The following is a 16,160-nucleotide window of genomic DNA, read 5'->3' as shown; positions in this document are numbered from 1 at the left end:
GCCAAAGCTGCTGTGTCGACATTAACTGTCCAGTTGGTCAGTTTTTTGCATTGCTAGAGCAACCCGCTAAGACGGCCATGCCAACAAGACCCCAAGGAGCTAGACCTGATGCATTCCACTCTTCACCCGCGTCGTCCCCTGAAAAAATTGCTGTGCGCCGTGGCGGCAGTCGTCGGTCTGGGTTCGAGCCTGATGGCGGCGGCCGCTGATCCGCTGAAAGTCGGCTTCGTCTACATCGGTCCGATTGGCGACCACGGCTGGACGTATCAGCATGAGCAAGGCCGCAAGGCGATGGTTGAAGCCCTGGGCGATAAAGTGACCACCAGTTTTGTCGAGAACGTTCCGGAAGGCGCGGACGCTGAGCGGGTCATTCGCAACATGGCCAAAGGTGGCTACGACCTGGTCTTCACCACCTCGTTCGGCTACATGAACCCGACGTTGAAAGTGGCCAAGCAATTTCCAAAGGTGACGTTCGAACACGCCACCGGCTACAAGCAGGACAAGAACCTCGGCACTTACCTGGCGCGCACCTATGAAGGCCGCTACGTCAGCGGCTTCCTGGCGGCCAAGATGACCAAGACCAAGAAAGTCGGTTATGTCGCGTCGTTCCCGATTCCGGAAGTGATCCGCGATATCAATGCCATCCAGCTGGCACTGAACAAATACAACCCAGGCACGGAAATCAAAGTGGTCTGGGTCAACTCCTGGTTTGATCCGGGCAAGGAAGCCGATGCCGCCAACGCGCTGATCGACCAGGGCGTCGACGTGGTTTTCCAGCACACCGACAGCCCGGCGCCGATCCAGACGGCTGAACGTCGCGGCGTCTACGCGGTGGGTTACGCCTCGGACATGGCGCACTTCGGGCCCAAAGCGGTGCTGACTTCCATCGTCAACAACTGGGGGCCGCATTACATCCAGGCCACGCAAAGTGTCATCGCCGGCACCTGGAAATCCCAGGATTACTGGGGCGGTCTGAAGGAAGGCACGGTGCAGCTGCCGATCAGTAATGTGGTACCGGCAGACGTGAAAGCTGAGGCCGAGAAGATCATCGCGGGCATCGAAAGCGGCGAATTCCACCCGTTCACCGGCCCGATCAAGGACCAGACCGGCGCGGTGAAAATCCCGGCGGGCAAAACCGCAACCAACGCGGAACTGGCGTCGATGAATTACTACGTCGAAGGCATCAAGGCTGAGTTGCCGAAGTAATTTGGAACACATTACGTAGGACCGGCTTTAGCCGGGAAGGCGATATGTCCAACAAAGAACATGCGTTGGATGTACCGACCTCCTCCCGGCTAAAGCCGGTCCTACGGAAAACATTATCAGGACAAACACCGTGAACCAGCTCCCCATCATCGACATCGCCCCGCTGTACGGCACCGACCAACAGGCCTGGCAGAGTGTTGCCGCGCAGATTGATCAGGCCTGTCGTGAGTGGGGCTTCTTCTATATCAAAGGCCATCCGATCAGCGCCGAGCGCATCGAACAGGTGGTTGGCAGCGCGCAGCAATTCTTCGCCCTGCCCCAGGCTGAAAAACTCAAGATCGACATCACCCAGACCCGCCATCATCGCGGCTATGGCGCCATTGCCACCGAGCAGCTGGACCCGAACCTGCCCAGCGACCTTAAAGAAACCTTCGACATGGGCTTTCATTTGCCCGCCGATCATCCTGACGTCCTCGCCGCAAAACCGTTGCGCGGCCCCAATCGCCATCCCGACATGCCGGGCTGGCAAGCGCTCATGGAACAGCACTATCTGGACATGCAGGCGCTCGGGCAGACCTTGCTCCAGGCCATCACCGTGGCGCTGGGCATCGAGCGCGATTTCTTCGATCAACGCTTCGTCGAGCCGGTCAGCGTGCTGCGCTTCATTCATTACCCGCCGCGCCATACCGCCACCTCCGAGCAGCAACAAGGCGCGGGCGCGCATACCGATTATGGCTGCATCACCTTGCTGCATCAGGATGCGGCGGGCGGTTTGCAGGTGCGCAACGTGGAAGGCGAGTGGATCGATGCGCCGCCCATCGACGGTACATTCGTGGTCAACATTGGCGACATGATGGCGCGCTGGAGCAACGACCGATATCTGTCCACGCCGCATCGCGTGATCAGCCCGCTCGGCGTGGACCGCTACTCCATGCCGTTCTTCGTCGAGCCCAATCCGGATACGCGTATCGAATGCCTGCCCGGCTGCCAGAGCGCAACCCGACCGGCTCGCTACCCGGCCACCACCTGTGCGGAATTTCTGCTCTCGCGCTTCGCGGATACCTACGCGTATCGGCGGGAACAGCAAGGTTAATTGAACCGCTTGGTCAGGTTTCAGCCTGAAAAGAAGCTGAGTCTGTAGAATGCTGGCGATCTGCACCTGATGAGAAAAGCACATGTACGATTGGTTGAACGCCCTGCCCAAGGCAGAACTGCACTTGCACCTGGAGGGTTCGCTGGAACCGGAACTGCTCTTCGCCCTGGCCGAGCGCAATAAAATCGCCTTGCCGTGGAATGACGTCGAAGCCCTGCGCGGGGCCTATGCCTTCAACAACCTGCAAGAGTTTCTCGACCTGTATTACCAGGGCGCGGACGTGCTGCGCACCGAGCAGGATTTCTACGACCTGACCTGGGCCTACCTGCTGCGCTGCAAAGCTCAGAACGTCGTTCATACCGAGCCGTTTTTCGATCCGCAGACCCATACTGATCGGGGCATTCCTTTCGAAGTCGTGCTCAATGGCATCGCCAGCGCGTTGAAGGACGGCCAGTCGAAACTGGGCATCGGCAGCGGCCTGATCCTCAGTTTCCTGCGTCACTTGAGCGAAGAAGAAGCCGAAAAAACCCTCGACCAGGCGCTGCCATTCCGCGATGCGTTCGTTGCCGTGGGTCTGGACAGCTCGGAGATGGGCCATCCGCCGAGCAAGTTCCAGCGCGTCTTTGATCGCGCTCGCAACGAAGGCTTCCTGACCGTGGCACATGCCGGCGAAGAAGGCCCGCCCGAGTACATCTGGGAAGCCCTGGACCTGTTGAAAATCCAGCGTATCGACCATGGCGTGCGCGCTATCGAAGACGAGCGCCTGATGCAGCGCATCATCGACGAGCAGATTCCGTTGACGGTTTGCCCGCTGTCCAACACCAAGCTGTGCGTGTTCGACGACATGGCCAAACACAACATCCTCGACATGCTGGAACGCGGAGTGAAGGTCACGGTGAACTCCGATGACCCGGCCTACTTCGGCGGCTATGTCACCGAGAACTTCCATGCGCTGTATACCCATCTAGGGATGACCAAGGATCAGGCGCAGCGCCTGGCGCAAAACAGTCTCGATGCGCGACTGATCAAGCCCTGAATCTCTGGACGTGAAGCAAGCGCGGTGCCGCTAAACCGGGCACCGCCGCTGCTGCACAAGGTTGATCAGGCTGCCGAGGCGATTCTGCCGATTTCCCGCTGCCCGCTGGAGGACACCTGCAACGTGCTCGACTCCTCGGTTTCGCGTAACCAGCCCATCTGAATGAACAGCTGCAACAGCCCTGCGCCCAAGGCGCCGCCCAAATGCGGGCTGCGCTCACTCCAGGCCGGACAGGCGCACACGGTTTCGCGCTGCCGCAGCGCCAACGCCGGCACATAAATCCCCCGCTCGGCAAACTTCGCAACGCCCACGCTGGTCACTTCGATGCGCTGCTCCTGCTGCTCGATCCAGCCTGCACCGAGCAACCGCTGATACAGCTCGGCAGCCATTTCGCCACCCAGATGATCACTGCAAACCCGCGCCCGACGCAGCGGTAAGGCCGGCATGGGCTGGGCGACGCTGCGGCTGATTTGCTCGGCACTGACCAGCGACGCATTGGCCATGGCCTCGACAACAGTGCCGACCTCGGGCCCCGCCAGACGAAAGAAACGTTTGCGGCCACGCACTTCCTGCCTGACCAGCCCGCCCGACGCCAACCGCGCCAGATGCGCACCCGCCGATGACGTGGTCAGCCCCGCCAGCAGGGCCAATTCATCGGCGGGCCTGGCGGTGCCATCCATCAACGCCCAAATCATTGCGCTGCGCTTGGGGTCAGCCAGCAAGGTCGCAATGTGGCTGATGCAAGGTGCATATTCCATGTATTCACTCCCTGTGATGTCGCGGCAAAGCAAAAGGTGACGAAGTAACCAACCAACAACAAACAGCACAAGCGCGCAAAAAAACATTCAACCACGATCCACATGTTCGCAGTTCAATGTCGGTATTGGTATTTACCTGCACGATTTTCCGAACTGTCCGTAAGGCAATTCTCTTCACAATGTGGGATTTAACTATGGTTGTGCTGTATCAGCCTGTAGCGGCTTACCTGCTCCACGCTTCGCAGCGACGCACGAGCATTTCGCGTAACAAATTAACCGGTTTGCTCAGCTGGGCACGATGCGCGCACAACAGGTTCAGCGGCGTCGCTTCACCCTGCAACTGAGGCATCAGCACCTTCAATCTGCCTGCGCGCACATCGGCGGCAACGTCCAGCCAGGACTTATACGCCACGCCCGCACCCGCCAACGCCCACAGGCGCACCACATCGGCATCGTCGCTGAAGCGGTCGCCGCGTACGGTCAGGCTCATCTCGCGCTTGCCGTCATGAAAGGTCCAATGATCGTGAACCCGATTACCCAACATGAACAGCAGGCAATTGTGCTGCGCCAGTTGCTCCACATGGTGCGGTTCGCCGCAACGCGCCAGATAGTCAGGCGAGGCGCACAGCACCCGGCGATTGAGCGGCGCGATGGGCAGCGCGACGAGGCTTGAATCCTCAGGCTCGCCATAACGCAACGCGATGTCCACCGGCTGGCGAAACAGGTCGGCGATGCGATCACCCAGCAGCAAGCGAACCGTCAGTTGCGGATAGTCGCGTTGAAACTCGTCGAGCCAGGGTAGCAACACATTGCGACCAAAATCCGATGGTGCCGAAAGCTGCAGCACGCCGTTGCATTGATCCTGACTGCTGGCCAGCAGACGTCGTCCTTCGTCGAGGCTGCTCAACGCCGAGCGGGCATAAGCCAGAAAGCCCTCGCCCTCGGCGGTCAAGCGCAGACTGCGAGTGGAGCGCGCCAGCAAGCGCGCGCCCAGTTGCTGTTCGATACGTTTGAGCGCCGCACTGGCTACCGCCGCTGACAAATCCATGGCCCGCGCAGCAGCAGACAAACTGCCCAGGTCAGCCGCCCGAACGAATAATTGCAGGTCATCGAAACGCAGCATGGCCGTCCATTATCAATATTTCATTGAAAGAGCCTGCCGTTTTAGCGGGTTTTATCTTTGAAGGAAATAGCCAATCATCCCCGACATTGAACATCCCGCCCATTGTCAGGAGCCTTTATGAAAGCCATCGCTTATTACCACGCGCTGCCCATTACCGATGCGCAAGCCTTGCAGGACATCGAACTCCCAGAGCCGGTCGCCGGTCCGCGCGACTTGCTGGTTGAAGTCAAAGCAATCTCGGTCAACCCGGTCGACACCAAGGTGCGCCAGAACGTCCAGCCAGAAGGCGGCGAACCCAAGGTGCTGGGTTGGGATGTCGCAGGCGTGGTCAAAGCAGTTGGCAGTGAAGTCACGCTGTTCCAGCCCGGTGACAAGGTGTTTTATGCGGGCTCGCTGACCCGGCCGGGTGCCAACAGCGAACTGCACGTTGTCGATGAGCGCATCGTCGGCCACATGCCGAAAACCCTGAGCTTCGCCCACGCCGCGGCCCTGCCGTTGACGGCGATTACCGCTTGGGAATTGCTCTTCGAACGCTTGCAGGTCGCCGAAGGTGAAAGTGCCATTCAGCAAAGCCTGCTGATTGTCGGCGCGGCGGGCGGCGTGGGTTCGATCCTCACCCAACTGGCGCGGCAGCTGACTTCACTGAAAGTGATCGGCACCGCATCGCGGCCGGAAACCACTGCCTGGGTTCGCGAGCTGGGCGCCCACGAAGTGCTGGATCACAGCAAACCGCTGAGTGAGGAACTCAAGCGCGCCGGGCTGGACAGCGTCACTCACGTGGCGAGCCTGACCCAGACCGATCAGCATCTGGATCAACTGGTCGAAGCGTTGCAACCACAAGGCAAACTGGGCCTGATCGACGATCCCAAGTCCCTGGACGTCAGCAAGCTCAAGCGCAAGAGCCTCTCACTGCATTGGGAGTTCATGTACACCCGCTCGATGTTCGGCACGCCGGACATGATCGAACAACACAACCTGCTCAATCGCGTCGCGCAACTGATCGATGCGGGAACCCTGAAAACCACATTCGGCGAGCATTTCGGCACCATCAACGCCAGCAACCTGCGCCGCGCCCATGAACTGCTGGAAAGCGGCAAGGCCAAAGGCAAGATCGTGCTGGAAGGGTTCTGAGGCGCAGCAAACATCGGATCGGTAGGACCGGCTTCAGCCGGGAGGGCGAGAGTTCAGACGACGCAGCTGCTGCGAATGGACTGGCCTCCTCCCGGCTAAAGCCAGTCCTACGCGGTGTATTTGTTTAATGGCAGAGATAACAGCGGGATCTAGACCCGCGCCGCCAGCGCATCACGCTTACCCTGCAAACGCCGGGTCAGCACCGACATGCTCACGGCAACGATCCCGCACAGGCTGATCACCAGCGCCATCGGCACGGCGCTGCCATCATGCAGCACGCCGACTAACGCCGCAGCACCCGCGGCCACGCTGAACTGCAGACAGCCGAGCAACGCCGAAGCGCTGCCGGCGCGCGCCCATTGCCCGTTCATCGCACACGCCGAAGCGTTGGGGATGATGCAACCGAGGCTGGCGATGCACACAAACAACGGCACCAACAGCGGCCACAGTTTTTCGCTGTGCACACCTGCGATTCCGAGCAGCACCAGCGCTGCCGCCAGATAAACCCAGATCGCCCGCGACAGCAGGAAGGCCGGACCACGCTTGCCGAGGATCCGTGCGTTGACCTGCGCCACCAGAATGAAACCGGCGGCATTGGCGCCGAACAGCCAGCCGTAATGCTCAGCCGGCACGCCGTACAGCTTGATGAAGACGAAAGGCGAACCTGCGATGTAGGCGAACATCCCGGCCATGGCGATGCCGCCAGTCAACGCGTGGCCGAGAAAAACCCGATCCTTGAACAGGTTGGCGTACTGCCGAAACGCCCCTGACAGTGGCAAGCGCGGATGAGTCGCTGGCATGCTTTCCGGCAACCACAAGGCGACCGACAACGAAGCCAGCGCGCTGAATGCGGTCAGCGACAGGAAAATCGCCTGCCAGCCGTAAACATTGACCAGCAGCCCGCCGAGCATGGGCGCGAGAATCGGTGCCAGGCCCATGACCAGCATCAGCTGGGAAAAGACCTTCGCCGACTGCACTGCGTCGCATTTGTCACTGACAATCGCCCGGGAAATCACCATCCCCGCACAACCGCCCAAGGCCTGCACGAAACGCGCGCCGATCAGCCATTCCAGGCTCGGCGCGAATGCGCAGGCCAGCGATGCCAGGGTAAACAGCGTGACGCCCACCAACAGCGGAATACGCCGACCGAATCGGTCCGCCACAGGACCGTAGGCCAATTGCCCGATGGACAGCCCAAGGAAATAGGCCGCGAGGGTCAACTGGACATGCTGCTCGTCAGTGCCGAAAGCAAGGGCGATGGCGGGAAAACCCGGCAGATAAAAATCGATGGCCAGCGGGCCGAAGGCGCTCAATGCACCAAGAATAAGGATGCTTCTCAGGTTCATCAGGTATCCAGACAGTATTCAACGCAGCGGGCTAGTCTACCCGGCCTCTCTGTTACTGAACGCCTGATGAGGAGAATTACTGCAAAAAATCTCGATAGCCTCATGTTTGCGCAGGACCGGCTTTAGCCGGAAGGACGAAGGTTCAAACGACAGAGCGGCGGTGAGTGTAGCGGCGCGCTCCCGGCTGAAGCCGGTCCTACGGATCCTGTCCTAGGCAACCTGTGCCTGATAACCCTCTTCCGCGATCAAGCTGATGACCTGCTCGGCCGTCAGATCACTTTCCACCAATACCTCGCCGGTGGGCAGGTCAACCTGGACGGTGGCTGCCGCGTCCTGCTCTTTAATGGCATCGGTTACCGACTTCACACAATGTCCGCAGGTCATGCCTTGAACGTTGAATCGCTGCATGGTGTTGCTCCTTCAAGCTGCATGGTGTTGCTCCTTCAAACGGGTATGGGAAACACTGGCTGCCATGTTTGACCTTCCCATCATGGCAAGGTCAAGTTTCTGTTTTACCTGCCGGGCTGGTATTCGGCGCGAGGCTCGGCCAAGCTGCGTCATTACTGTCTACATCAGGAGTATCAGCGATGCGCTGGTCAGTATTGAGCCTCTTCGGCATTCTCGGTTTGTTGGCTGCCTCCCCGGCGGTTCAAGCCGATCAGGATTACGGCGTTCTGATCATTTCCCGCGAGCGCCTGGAAGTCGCGACGTCCTGCGAGATCGGGATTTATATCCAGGATCAACTGGCGGGCCGCGTGTTCCAGGAACAATCGGTATCGTTCAATCTGCCCGCCGGCGATGTGTCGATCCGCCTGCGCCTGCTGCCCGGCGGTGTGTTCGGCTGCGATCCGGGAATGGAAGCGCAGAACGGCACCCGAATCAAAATCCAGGCGGGCGACATTCTCAAATATCGCATTGCCACCAATCTCAATGGCTTGTATCTCAAGCGCGCCGACCTGAACTATTGATCCAGGCTTGACATTGACCTTATGGAAAGGTTGATCCTTGCTGGCATAACGTCTTCAGGGAGTGTTCAAGATGCTCAAGCCGGTTACTTTCGATTTGCCTATTTCCGGGATGACCTGCGCCAGTTGCGCGGGTCGCGTTGAACGTGCGCTGGCCAAAGTGCCCGGCGTCAGCCGTGTCAGCGTCAACCTGGCCAGCGAACAGGCCCACGTCGAAACCGTCACGCCGCTGGACCCGCTGACGCTGATCGCCGCCGTCGTCAAGGCAGGCTACGGCGCAACGACCCTCGAAAATCAGCCCACCGCCGTCGACCACCAACACCAGCTGCGCAAGGAGCGCTGGGCATTGCTGTTGGCGATCGCTCTGGCAGTGCCTTTGCTGCTGCCCATGTTGCTTGAGCCATTGGGCGTGCACTGGATGCTGCCGGCCTGGGTGCAATTCGCCTTGGCCACGCCGGTGCAGTTCATTCTGGGTGCGCGGTTCTATGTCGCTGCCTGGAAAGCCGTACGCGCCGGTGCTGGCAACATGGATTTGCTGGTGGCGCTGGGCACCAGCGCCGGGTATGGCTTGAGCCTGTACGAATGGGCAAACGCGGCACCGGGCAGCATGCCGCATCTGTATTTCGAAGCTTCGGCAGTGGTCATCGCTCTGGTTTTGCTGGGCAAATATCTTGAGAGTCGGGCCAAGCGCCAGACCGCCAGTGCGATTCGCGCCCTTGAAGCGTTGCGTCCGGAGCGCGCCATTCAGGTCATCGACGGCCAGGAACACGACGTTGCGATCAGCGCCCTGCGTCTCGGCGATCTGGTCTCGGTCAAACCCGGCGAACGTTTTCCGGTCGATGGCCAGGTGCTGGAAGGCCGCAGCCACGCGGACGAAGCCTTGATCAGTGGCGAAAGCCTGCCGGTGCCGAAACAGCCCGGCGACAAAGTCACCGGCGGCGCCATCAACGGTGAAGGCCGACTGATAGTGAAGACCACGGCATTGGGTGCGGAAACCGTGCTGGCGCGGATCATTCGGCTGGTGGAAGACGCCCAGGCGGGCAAGGCACCGATCCAGAAACTGGTGGATAAAGTCAGTCAGGTGTTCGTCCCGGTCGTGCTGCTGATCGCCCTGGCAACGCTGACTGGCTGGCTGCTGGTGGATGCGTCACTGGAAACCGCGCTGATCAATGCCGTTGCGGTGCTGGTGATCGCTTGCCCCTGCGCGCTCGGTCTGGCGACGCCCACTGCAATCATGGCCGGAACCGGCGTGGCGGCGCGCTACGGCATTCTGATCAAGGACGCCGAAGCCTTGGAGCGCGCCCATGAAGTGACCGCCGTGGTCTTCGACAAGACTGGCACGCTGACTTCAGGCACGCCGCGCATCGCGCACCTGACGGCGGTCGCTGGCAGCGAAGAGCAAATTCTTGAATGGGCCGGCGCGCTGCAACGGGGCAGTGAGCATCCACTGGCCAAGGCCGTACTGGAAACCTGCAAAGAATTGCACATCAACCCGACCACCGTTGAGGACAGCCAATCCCTGGCCGGGCGCGGCATTGCCGGTACGTTTCAAGGCCGCAGGCTCGCCCTGGGCAATCGACGTCTGCTGGAAGAAAGCGCGTTGCCGATGGGTGAACTGGCGGATGCCGCACGAACCTGGGAAGCAGAAGGCCGCACTTTATCCTGGCTCATCGAACAGAGCCCCAATCCTGCCGTGCTGGGCTTATTCGCCTTTGGCGACACGTTGAAACCCGGCGCGCTGCACGCTGTGCAACAGTTGACGGCGCGGCATATCAGCAGCCACTTGCTGACCGGCGACAATCAAGGCAGCGCGCGGGTGGTGGCCCAGGCGCTGGGCATCAGTGATGTGCACGCTGAAGTGTTGCCCGCCGACAAGGCCGCAACAGTGATCGCGCTGAAGAAACATCATGTGGTGGCGATGGTCGGTGACGGCATCAACGACGCGCCCGCCCTGGCGGCCGCCGACATTGGCATCGCCATGGGCGGCGGCACCGACGTGGCCATGCAGGCAGCCGGGATCACCTTGATGCGCGGCGACCCACGCTTGATTCCGGCGGCACTGGACATCAGCCGCAAGACCTACGCAAAAATCCGTCAGAATCTGTTCTGGGCGTTCGTCTATAACCTGATCGGCATTCCATTGGCGGCGTTTGGTTTCCTCAACCCGGTGCTGGCGGGCGCGGCAATGGCGTTGTCCAGCGTCAGCGTGGTCAGCAATGCCTTGCTGCTCAAGACGTGGAAGCCCGAGGAGCAGGAGGATCAACCATGAACATCGGCCAAGCCGCAAAAAACAGCGGCCTGAGCGCCAAGATGATTCGTTACTACGAGTCCACCGGCCTGCTCAAACCCGCGCATCGCAGCGACAGCGGCTATCGCCTCTACGCAAGCGAAGACTTGCATACCCTGGCGTTCATCAAACGCTCGCGGGATCTGGGATTTTCCCTCGAAGAAGTCGGCAAGCTGCTGGCCCTGTGGCAAGACCGGCAACGCGCCAGCGCCGACGTCAAGGCACTGGCCCGGCAACACATCGTCGAGCTCAACCAGAAAATCGATGAACTGGCGAGCCTGCGCGACACCTTGCAGGAACTGGTCGAACACTGCCACGGCGACGACCGCCCGGATTGCCCGATCCTCAAAGACCTGGCTTCGGGTGGGTGTTGCGGCTGATAGAGATGCTGGCCAAGCCGACGCCATCGGGGACAAGTCCCCTCCTACCGGTTTTGCACAGATTCGGTAGGACCGGACTTGTCCGGGAAGACGTTGGCGCAGGCACCGGATTGGGTCGGGCGAACGATGCGGCCCATCCGACGCCATCGGGGACAAGTCCCCTCCTACCGGGTTGATCATCCGCAATACATCGACGCAATAAAAACCCGGGCTGGGCCCGGGTTTCTTTTTAACTGTCGATCACTGCATCCAGGGCGGAGGCGGTTCTTCGGCGGTTTTGGTCGGTGGTGCATCGTCGGCGGCGCGGGCGGCCTGGCGACGGTCTTCGTCCAGACGCGCGGCTTCGATTTCACGCAACACCCCGCCTACATCGGCCAGGTCTTCCGGTTCGTCGAATTCGCCGGTCAACACGGTTGCTGGCGACAAGGTGCCCGCTTCGTAGAACGACCACATTTCCTTGGCGTACTTGGTGGTGCGCAATTCCGGCGCGAAACGCCCGAAGTACGACGCCATGTTGCCCACATCCCGCTCCAGCATGCTGAACGCGTGGTTGTTGCCCGCAGCATCTACCGCCTGCGGCAGGTCGATGATGACCGGCCCGGTCGGCGTCAACAGCACGTTGAACTCGGAAAGGTCGCCATGCACCAGACCGGTACACAACATCAGCACGATCTGCTCGATCAGGAACGCGTGATATTCCCGCGCCTGATCAGGCTCCAGCGTCACGTCATTCAGACGCGGCGCTGCATCACCGTACTCGTCGGCAACCAGCTCCATCAGCAGCACGCCTTCGAGGAAGTCGTAAGGCTTGGGCACCCGCACGCCAGCACTGGCCAGACGAAACAGCGCGGCCACTTCGGCGTTCTGCCAGGCGTCTTCGGTTTCCTTGCGGCCAAACTTGGAGCCCTTGGCCATGGCCCGAGCCTGCCGGCTGTTACGAACCTTGCGGCCTTCCTGATATTCCGCGGCCTGACGGAAACTGCGTTTATTCGCCTCCTTATAAACCTTGGCACACCGCAGCTCATTGCCACAACGCACCACATAAACAGCTGCCTCTTTACCGCTCATGAGCGGGCGCAGCACTTCGTCCACCAGACCGTCTTCGATCAGGGGTTCAATGCGTTTAGGAGTCTTCATCAGCTTTTATTCTGGGTCCTTCGTTGCCAAACACGCGATTGTTGCCCGTTATACGGCAATCCTCTGCCAGCGAGTAGTAGGAGCTGACGTTTGAGGGAGATAGTTTACGTGGGAAAATCCGTCAACCTCCCGGTTTCAAGCACCTTTCGTGCCGAATCATGCGCCTGCGACCTGTCTGGCGCAGGGCACCAACACTGTAGGAAGCGTCGAGCATTGGCAACATTATTGAACCAATCGGCTGCAATTATTGTTTGAACAGGTCGCCTGGCGTGAAGCCAAACAAACCCTTGAATGCAGCGATGAACGCCGAGGTGGAGTCGTAGCCACACGCCAGTGCGGCATTGGTCACGCTGTAGCCGTTTTCCAATGCACCAAGGGAAGACAATAATCGCGCGCGTTGGCGCCAGGCACGGAAGCTCAGGCCGGTTTCGCGCTGAAACAGGCGCATCAGGGTTTTCTGCGAAGTACCCAGGCGCTGTGCCCAGTCGTGTAGGGTAATCAGCTGGCTCGGATTCTCGATCAGCTCATTGCACAGCGCCAGCAAGCGCGGATGACGCGGCAATGGCAGCGAGAAACTGACTTCCGGTAAATGCGCCAGTTGGTCGATCAATACCTGGACCAGCCGCGCTTCACTGCTGTCGCCCAGCGGATAAACCGGTGGCAACTGGCAGAACGACTTGATCAACTCCCGGGCCAGCGGCGTCACTTCCAAAACCCGGCAACGCGGCGGCGCCCACTCGGAATCCTCCTTGCGCACATACAGGCTGCGCATTTCCGCGCGCATCGAGGTCACCACCTGATGCTCCAGACCCGGCGGAATCCACACGCCCCATTGTGGCGGGGCAAAAAAACTGCCTTCGGCGGTGTGTACGCCAAGCACGCCGCTGATTGCGTAGGAAAACTGCACCCAGTCATGGCGATGCGGTGGCGTCCAGGAACCAGCGCTGAGGCTTTCGGCGCGAGCGTACAAGGGGCGCGGCAGATCCGTCAGCGCCGGAATCTGTCGTTCGCCGCCCAGAGCATGAATACGATGTTGTCCGTTAGTCGGCATGTTATGGCCTTATGTCGCAAGACGGCAGTGTACGAGTGCGTTAGCCTGCGGACATCTATTTTTACAAAGAACCGCCGAGCCTCCTTATGCCTGTACTCAAACACCTCAAACGCGTTGTCACCGACTGGTTCCTTTGCGGGATGGTTCTGGCGACCGTGCTGGCTTACTTCATCCCCGGCTTCGGCGCGACCGGCGGCGGTATGCACGCCGAATACGTGATCAACATCGGCGTATTCCTGGTGTTCTTCCTGCACGGGGTGAATCTGTCCAGCGAACAAATCAAGCATGGCCTGAAGAACTGGCGCCTGCACATCATGGTGCAAGCCTTCACCTTCATTGCCTTCCCGGTGATCTGGCTGCTGTGTGACAAAGCGTTCGGCTCGCATCTCCCGGCGCTGTTGATGCTGGGCTTCTTTTATCTGTGCGCGTTGCCGTCGACGATTTCTTCGTCAGTGGCCTTGACCGGCAGCGCGGGGGGCAATGTGCCAGCCGCGATTCTCAACGCCAGCATGTCCAGCGTGTTCGGCATCTTCATGACGCCATGGCTAGTCAGTCTGGTGGTCGGCACCGGCTCGGGCGGGATCGATCTTGGCGCGACGCTGCTGGACTTGAGCCTGCTGTTGCTGCTGCCGCTGGTATTGGGCCAGCTGCTGCGGCCGTTGCTGGGCAAGTTCTTCGCACGGCACAAGAAGTACACCAATCTCATCGACAAGATCGTGATCCTGCTGCTGGTCTATGCCGCGTTCTGCAACTCGATGGTTTCGGGCATGTGGCAAACCCAAGGCAACAACGTGATTTTGATGGCGTTCGTTGGCAGCGCCGTGTTGCTGGCGGTGATTCTGCTGCTCACCACCACGACCGCCAAGCTGCTGAAATTCAACCATGCGGATAAAGTCGCGGCGGTGTTCTGCGCCAGCAAGAAATCCCTGGCGGCAGGCGCGCCCATGGCGGCGTTGATCTTTGGCGATAATCCGGGGTTGGGGCTGATCCTGCTGCCGATCATGATCTATCACCCGCTGCAATTGATCGTCTGTTCGGTGATGGCGGAGAGCTATGCAACCCGCCACAAGCAACAGTTGTCCGCAGAAGCACTGGAAGAAGCGCGGGCTGCTTGAGTCTGGACCGGCACACAAATCCCCGTGCAGTCTGCGTGGGACCGGATTTATCCGGGAAAAGGTCAGGTCAGGCGATGCATCTCTAGCGCCTGACAGATCCATTCGGGAATGAATTCCCTCCTACAGGTTCCATTTTTCCGGCTCAGCGCTCCAGAATCGCCGTAACGCCCTGCCCGCCCGCCGCGCAGATGGAAATCAGACCACGGCCTTGCCCGGCGACACTCAGCAACTTCGCCAGGTTGGCGACGATCCGGCCGCCTGTCGCGGCAAAAGGATGTCCCGCGGCCAGCGAGCTGCCTTTGACGTTCATCTTCGCCCGATCAATCGAGCCCAAAGGCGCGTCCAGACCCAGGCGTGATTTGCAGTAGTCCGCGTCCTCCCAGGCCTTGAGCGTGCACAGCACCTGCGCGGCGAAGGCTTCGTGAATTTCGTAGTAGTCGAAGTCCTGCAGCGTCAGGCCATTGCGTGCCAGCAGGCGTGGTACCGCGTAGACCGGCGCCATCAGCAGGCCTTCCGCGCCGTTGACGAAATCCACCGCCGCCGCTTCGCCATCACGCAAATACGCCAACACCGGTAGCCCGCGTTCCCTGGCCCACTCTTCACTGGCCAACAGCACCAGCGAGGCGCCATCGGTCAGTGGCGTCGAGTTGCCAGCGGTCAAGGTGCCTTTGGCGCCGCGCTCGAAGGCAGGTTTGAGGCTGGCGAGCTTCTCCAGCGTCAGGTCCGGACGCAGATTGTTGTCCCGCGTCAGGCCCAGATAGGGCGTCACGAGATCGCCTTGCCAGCCTTCGGCATAGGCCGCAGCCATTTTCAGATGACTTTCCAGCGCCAACTGATCCTGCTGGTCGCGAGGAATACCCCAGGTTTGCGCCATGAGTTCGCAATGCTGGCCCATGGAAAGCCCGGTGCGCGGTTCGCCATTGCGGGGCAGTTCCGGCTTGAGATGGTGCGGACGCAGCTGCATCAGCACCTTGAGCTTGTCGGCGGTGGTCTTGCTGCGATTAACCTGCAACAGAATGTTGCGCAGATCTTCATTCACGCCAATCGGCGCATCGGACGTCGTGTCCACACCGCCCGCAATGCCGCATTCAATCTGACCCAAGGCAATTTTATTGGCGACCAGCAGCGCCGCTTCCAGGCCCGTGCCGCAGGCCTGTTGCAGATCGTAAGCCGGGGTTTGTGGCGACAGGCGTGAGCCAAGCACGCATTCGCGGGTCAGGTTGTAATCCCGGGAATGCTTGAGCACCGCGCCGGCGACCACTTCCCCCATGCGCAGGCCGTGCAGGTTGAAGCGCTCGATCAAGCCCTCCAGCGCGGCAGTCAGCATGGCTTGATTGCTGGCGGTGGCATATGGCCCATTGGAGCGGGCGAACGGAATGCGATTACCGCCAACAATGGCGACCCGGCGTGGCTGATTCATGGAAAACTCCCTTTCTTAACGCGAATTCGCTGATGAGCAGCGTAGGACGATCTCGAACGAACGTCGCCTACGTGTGGTCCACTCCTTTGAACCCCGACTCAAGGAGAGTGTT

Annotated in this window: 15 protein-coding genes; 8 read left to right on the top strand and 7 right to left on the bottom strand. The window is 60.3% G+C overall.

Annotation, left to right across the window (positions count from 1 at the left end; all coding sequences use genetic code 11):
* Positions 1–108: 108 nt before the first annotated feature.
* The 3 genes from CFII64_RS11510 to CFII64_RS11500 all read left to right on the top strand — a co-directional run bounded on the left by CFII64_RS11510 (position 109) and on the right by CFII64_RS11500 (position 3,335).
* Positions 109–1,206, top strand: coding sequence for a BMP family ABC transporter substrate-binding protein (locus CFII64_RS11510; RefSeq protein ID WP_020290950.1), 1,098 nt, complete (start codon positions 109–111; stop codon positions 1,204–1,206).
* 130 nt (positions 1,207–1,336) lie between these two features.
* Complete coding sequence (locus CFII64_RS11505; protein ID WP_020290949.1) at positions 1,337–2,299, top strand: 2-oxoglutarate and iron-dependent oxygenase domain-containing protein; 963 nt, start codon at positions 1,337–1,339, stop codon at positions 2,297–2,299.
* An 82-nt stretch (positions 2,300–2,381) separates the two neighbouring features.
* The gene (locus CFII64_RS11500) at positions 2,382–3,335 is read left to right on the top strand and encodes an adenosine deaminase (RefSeq protein WP_020290948.1); all 954 of its coding nucleotides are present in this window, start codon (positions 2,382–2,384) and stop codon (positions 3,333–3,335) included.
* Positions 3,336–3,400: 65 nt separating this feature from the next.
* On the opposite strand, the gene CFII64_RS11495 is transcribed toward CFII64_RS11500, so the two are convergent.
* Positions 3,401–4,093 carry a helix-turn-helix transcriptional regulator gene (locus CFII64_RS11495; protein WP_020290947.1) on the bottom strand — a complete coding sequence of 231 codons (693 nt, stop codon included), beginning with the start codon at positions 4,091–4,093 and terminating at the stop codon, positions 3,401–3,403.
* A 223-nt stretch (positions 4,094–4,316) separates the two neighbouring features.
* Positions 4,317–5,216 (bottom strand): LysR family transcriptional regulator, encoded by a 900-nt coding sequence (locus tag CFII64_RS11490; protein ID WP_020290946.1) that lies wholly within the window; start codon positions 5,214–5,216, stop codon positions 4,317–4,319.
* Positions 5,217–5,333: 117 nt separating this feature from the next.
* Between CFII64_RS11490 and CFII64_RS11485 the strand changes: the two genes are divergently transcribed.
* Positions 5,334–6,347, top strand: coding sequence for a zinc-binding alcohol dehydrogenase family protein (locus CFII64_RS11485; protein WP_020290945.1), 1,014 nt, complete (start codon positions 5,334–5,336; stop codon positions 6,345–6,347).
* Between the two features lie 149 nt (positions 6,348–6,496).
* Here CFII64_RS11485 and CFII64_RS11480 read toward each other — a convergent pair whose 3' ends face one another.
* Together CFII64_RS11480 and CFII64_RS11475 are read right to left on the bottom strand one after the other, a co-directional pair.
* Complete coding sequence (locus tag CFII64_RS11480) at positions 6,497–7,693, bottom strand: multidrug effflux MFS transporter (protein WP_020290944.1); 1,197 nt, start codon at positions 7,691–7,693, stop codon at positions 6,497–6,499.
* A gap of 210 nt (positions 7,694–7,903) precedes the next feature.
* The gene (locus CFII64_RS11475; RefSeq protein ID WP_020290943.1) at positions 7,904–8,101 is read right to left on the bottom strand and encodes a heavy-metal-associated domain-containing protein; all 198 of its coding nucleotides are present in this window, start codon (positions 8,099–8,101) and stop codon (positions 7,904–7,906) included.
* A 179-nt stretch (positions 8,102–8,280) separates the two neighbouring features.
* Here CFII64_RS11475 and CFII64_RS11470 point away from each other — a divergent pair, with 179 nt between their 5' ends.
* The 3 genes from CFII64_RS11470 (at position 8,281) to cueR (ending at position 11,325) form a co-directional block, all read left to right on the top strand.
* Complete coding sequence (locus CFII64_RS11470) at positions 8,281–8,661, top strand: hypothetical protein (RefSeq protein ID WP_020290942.1); 381 nt, start codon at positions 8,281–8,283, stop codon at positions 8,659–8,661.
* A 70-nt stretch (positions 8,662–8,731) separates the two neighbouring features.
* Entirely contained in the window at positions 8,732–10,927 is a 2,196-nt protein-coding gene (locus tag CFII64_RS11465) for a cation-translocating P-type ATPase (protein ID WP_020290941.1), read from the top strand.
* A complete protein-coding gene (gene cueR, locus CFII64_RS11460; protein WP_020290940.1) occupies positions 10,924–11,325 on the top strand; it encodes a Cu(I)-responsive transcriptional regulator in 402 nt (133 codons plus the stop codon). Before CFII64_RS11465 ends, cueR begins: the two co-directional genes overlap by 4 nt.
* 240 nt (positions 11,326–11,565) lie before the next feature.
* Here the strand turns inward: cueR and CFII64_RS11455 are convergent, their stop codons facing one another.
* Positions 11,566–12,462 carry a PA4780 family RIO1-like protein kinase gene (locus CFII64_RS11455; RefSeq protein WP_020290939.1) on the bottom strand — a complete coding sequence of 299 codons (897 nt, stop codon included), beginning with the start codon at positions 12,460–12,462 and terminating at the stop codon, positions 11,566–11,568.
* 244 nt (positions 12,463–12,706) lie between these two features.
* Positions 12,707–13,513, bottom strand: coding sequence for a helix-turn-helix transcriptional regulator (locus CFII64_RS11450; protein WP_020290938.1), 807 nt, complete (start codon positions 13,511–13,513; stop codon positions 12,707–12,709).
* Between the two features lie 86 nt (positions 13,514–13,599).
* Here CFII64_RS11450 and CFII64_RS11445 point away from each other — a divergent pair, with 86 nt between their 5' ends.
* Positions 13,600–14,628: a bile acid:sodium symporter family protein gene (locus tag CFII64_RS11445; RefSeq protein WP_020290937.1), complete on the top strand. Its 1,029-nt coding sequence runs from the start codon at positions 13,600–13,602 to the stop codon at positions 14,626–14,628.
* 142 nt (positions 14,629–14,770) lie between these two features.
* Here CFII64_RS11445 and CFII64_RS11440 read toward each other — a convergent pair whose 3' ends face one another.
* Positions 14,771–16,048 (bottom strand): acetyl-CoA C-acetyltransferase, encoded by a 1,278-nt coding sequence (locus tag CFII64_RS11440; RefSeq protein ID WP_020290936.1) that lies wholly within the window; start codon positions 16,046–16,048, stop codon positions 14,771–14,773.
* Between the last annotated feature and the right edge of the window lie 112 nt (positions 16,049–16,160).

Source organism: Pseudomonas sp. CFII64, assembly GCF_000416235.1.
Taxonomy (GTDB): domain Bacteria; phylum Pseudomonadota; class Gammaproteobacteria; order Pseudomonadales; family Pseudomonadaceae; genus Aquipseudomonas.
The sequence above is the reverse complement of the archived record's forward strand: the minus strand, read 5'-3'. Positions and strand labels throughout refer to the sequence as shown.